General features: G+C 40.6%; 3 protein-coding genes. All 3 read right to left on the bottom strand.

The window, feature by feature from the left end; all coding sequences use genetic code 11:
• The coding region (locus AC5YCI_RS16105) for an acyl-CoA dehydrogenase family protein (protein ID WP_496175348.1) at positions 1 to 1,130 on the bottom strand (1,130 nt) is incomplete at its 3' end.
• A 163-nt stretch (positions 1,131 to 1,293) separates the two neighbouring features.
• Positions 1,294 to 2,598 carry an MFS transporter gene (locus tag AC5YCI_RS16100; protein WP_496175928.1) on the bottom strand — a complete coding sequence of 435 codons (1,305 nt, stop codon included), beginning with the start codon at positions 2,596 to 2,598 and terminating at the stop codon, positions 1,294 to 1,296.
• A gap of 59 nt (positions 2,599 to 2,657) precedes the next feature.
• A partial coding sequence (locus tag AC5YCI_RS16095) for an acyl-CoA dehydrogenase family protein (protein WP_496175803.1) occupies positions 2,658 to 3,797 on the bottom strand: 1,140 nt, incomplete at its 5' end.

Raw genomic sequence — 3,797 nt, 5'->3', positions numbered from 1 at the left:
AAACGACGACCAAATACGTCTTCTGCAATACGATTCTTCAAAATCTCAATCGAACCGCCGGCAATCATCCAACCTCGAGTACGTTTTACACAGTATTCAACCAATGACTCTGTCGAATAGCCGTATCCACCCATGGCCTGTAGTGCTTCGTTAGCGACGTCCCAGCCCGTCAAATTGCATGACAATTTGGCAATACTTGTTTCATACGCAGATGGCAGACCGCCATCAGAATTAATTGCAGCACGGTAAAGAAGAAGTTGTGAGCCTTCTAACTTCAGTGCCATTTCCGCAAACTTCCATTGCAGACCTTGGAACTCACATAAAGGTTTACCGAATTGTTCACGGTCCAGACAGTGCTGACGTGCAACATTAAAGGCATGGCGACCAAGTGCTAATGCACGTGATGCATTACCAATACGTTCAACGTTAAAACCTGAAATTTGTTTCTTGAATCCACCTGGACCAAGCAATACATTTTCTTTTGGAATACGGCAGTTATCGAAATAAAGCTGGCACCATTCTTCACCGCTCATAAATGCGGAAGGCTGACCAACTTCAAAACCTGGTGTGCCACGATCAACCATCACTGATCCAATACCATCTAGCCCTTCACCGAAACGCACATAAATCAAGAAGGTATCGGCATGTGGACTATGTGTTGAAAATACTTTAGAGCCATTGATGATGTAGTGATCACCATTTTCAACTGCTGAGGTTTTTAGTTCAGTCACGGATGAACCTGCGCCTGGTTCACTCATACCTAAAGCAAGCAGTTTTTTGCCTGCTAACAGATCTGGTAAGTATTTTTCTTTTAAATGTGGAGATGCATATTCTGCAAAGGTTCGAATTGCGCCAAAGTTACCAGCTTGTACAACATCTGCACTTTTAGGACATACCAAAGCTAATTCTTGAATGGCAATCACAGCATCCATTAAGGTTCCGCCAATACCACCATCTTCTTCTTTAACAGTAATACCAATCAAACCCATCTCTGCTAATTTTGCAGCGACTTCCCAAGGATAATCATGGGAATGAGCTCGCTCCAATGCACCATCCGCTAATTCCTTTTGTGCAAACTTACGCACCGACTCAGCAAAAGCATTTTGTTCTTCGGTTAAATTAAAATCCATATGTCTAACTCTATTTTCTCTATAGAATTAGAATAAGTATTTTATAGTCTCTATGTTTTCAAATAAGTCATTAGGCTATGACTTATTTAAGGAAGTGTAAAATGATCCAGATAAAAAAACGTCCTGCAATAGGACGTTTGAAATCTAAAATTTTCGTAGCTTATTAAGCCACTTTAGTTTCTTCAACCTTAGGTTTTGCCCCATCAGAAGCCACCTCTTCATTTCCTTGAGGATCATATAGGTGTTCTCGGATAAAAAATACTGGTAATACACAAACTAGATAAGCGGCGCCCATCATTAAAAAGCCATAACCTACAGAGGCATTTGTTGCAACGAATCCAATAGCAATTGGTCCAATTGAAGAACCGATACGACCCATATTATGCGCCACACCTAAAGAGGTGCCACGAATACGTGTTGGGAAACTTTCTGCCATGTAAGTGCCATAAACACCAAAAGGCAAGCCATATAGGAAACCAAATGCAATCAATAACCAAAGAATATTTGATGGCGAATTAAACATTACAATGATAATTAGGAAAGCTGCTGTACTCACAGTCCCTAGTGCAAAAGTGGCACGACGACCAATCTTATCACCTAAAATACCAGCAACAACTTTACCTAAAATCATGGCCGTGTAGCTACCCACCATAAACATGGTAAGCTTTTTAATTTGCATACCTAATTCTTGTTCAAGATATAAAGGCATCCAATTATTTACACCATAATAACCAAAGTGCATAAAACCACTTGCTAAGATCCAAAGAAGCAATATTTTTCGAACAGCTGGTTCTTTAAATAAGGTCGCAAATGCGCCTTTGGGTGCTTTGGATTTAGTTGCAAGTTGTTTACGAATATTATCTTTAGCAGATAGCCAAGCATCCGACTCTGGTACCATGATATACATCGCAATTGCTAAAAATACACCTACACTTGCAAGCATAAACATTGGACGCCAACCAAAATCTGGAATGATAGTTCCTGCTAATATACTAGCAACGATATATCCTACTGTAATACCTGTTTGTAAACTGGCAACAATCGTAGTTCGTTTATGCGTTGGAACAGATTCAGCAATCAAGGTACTACAGACCATATAGACTGAACCTAGAAACAAAGCTGATATAAATCTTAAAATAGCAAATTGTGTAACATCTTGTGCGAAGCCGATTAACGATGTCAAAATTGAGAAAGCAAAAACACAGAATGTAATCGTTTTAACACGACCAAATCGGTCACTTGACCAACCACCTGTAACACCACCAAGGGCCATACCTACGAGGGTTACGCTTCCCAGCATACCCGCCTGTACAGCAGATAGTCCAAATTCAGCTTTAATACTACCTAAGCTAAATGCCAAGAACATTACATCCGCACCATCTACGATGAGTACTAAGAATGCAAATATAAATGCTAGTTTCCATTTTTTATTGCCAGTTCCATTATTGGCAACAGTATCTACATGCATAACAATTTCCTTTGCAATATATACATCTTATATTTAATTACTTCACTTTTCTTGTGAATTTATTTCGCACGTTGATTAAAACGACGACCAAATACGTCTTCTGCAATACGATTCTTCAAAATCTCAATCGAACCGCCGGCAATCATCCAACCTCGAGTACGTTTTACACAGTATTCAACCAATGACTCTGTCGAATAGCCGTATCCACCCATGGCCTGTAGTGCTTCGTTAGCGACGTCCCAGCCCGTCAAATTGCATGACAATTTGGCAATACTTGTTTCATACGCAGATGGCAGACCGCCATCAGAATTAATTGCAGCACGGTAAAGAAGAAGTTGTGAGCCTTCTAACTTCAGTGCCATTTCCGCAAACTTCCATTGCAGACCTTGGAACTCACATAAAGGTTTACCGAATTGTTCACGGTCCAGACAGTGCTGACGTGCAACATTAAAGGCATGGCGACCAAGTGCTAATGCACGTGATGCATTACCAATACGTTCAACGTTAAAACCTGAAATTTGTTTCTTGAATCCACCTGGACCAAGCAATACATTTTCTTTTGGAATACGGCAGTTATCGAAATAAAGCTGGCACCATTCTTCACCGCTCATAAATGCGGAAGGCTGACCAACTTCAAAACCTGGTGTGCCACGATCAACCATCACTGATCCAATACCATCTAGCCCTTCACCGAAACGCACATAAATCAAGAAGGTATCGGCATGTGGACTATGTGTTGAAAATACTTTAGAGCCATTGATGATGTAGTGATCACCATTTTCAACTGCTGAGGTTTTTAGTTCAGTCACGGATGAACCTGCGCCTGGTTCACTCATACCTAAAGCAAGCAGTTTTTTGCCTGCTAACAGATCTGGTAAGTATTTTTCTTTTAAATGTGGAGATGCATATTCTGCAAAGGTTCGAATTGCGCCAAAGTTACCAGCTTGTACAACATCTGCACTTTTAGGACATACCAAAGCTAATTCTTGAATGGCAATCACAGCATCCATTAAGGTTCCGCCAATACCACCATCTTCTTCTTTAACAGTAATACCAATCAAACCCATCTCTGCTAATTTTGCAGCGACTTCCCAAGGATAATCATGGGAATGAGCTCGCTCCAATGCACCATCCGCTAATTCCTTTTGTGCAAACTTACGCACCGACTCAGCAAAAGCATTTTGTTCTTCGGTTAAATT

This window comes from Acinetobacter sp. CY17 (assembly GCF_059515825.1).
This window is presented reverse-complemented; position numbering and strand designations above follow the sequence as displayed.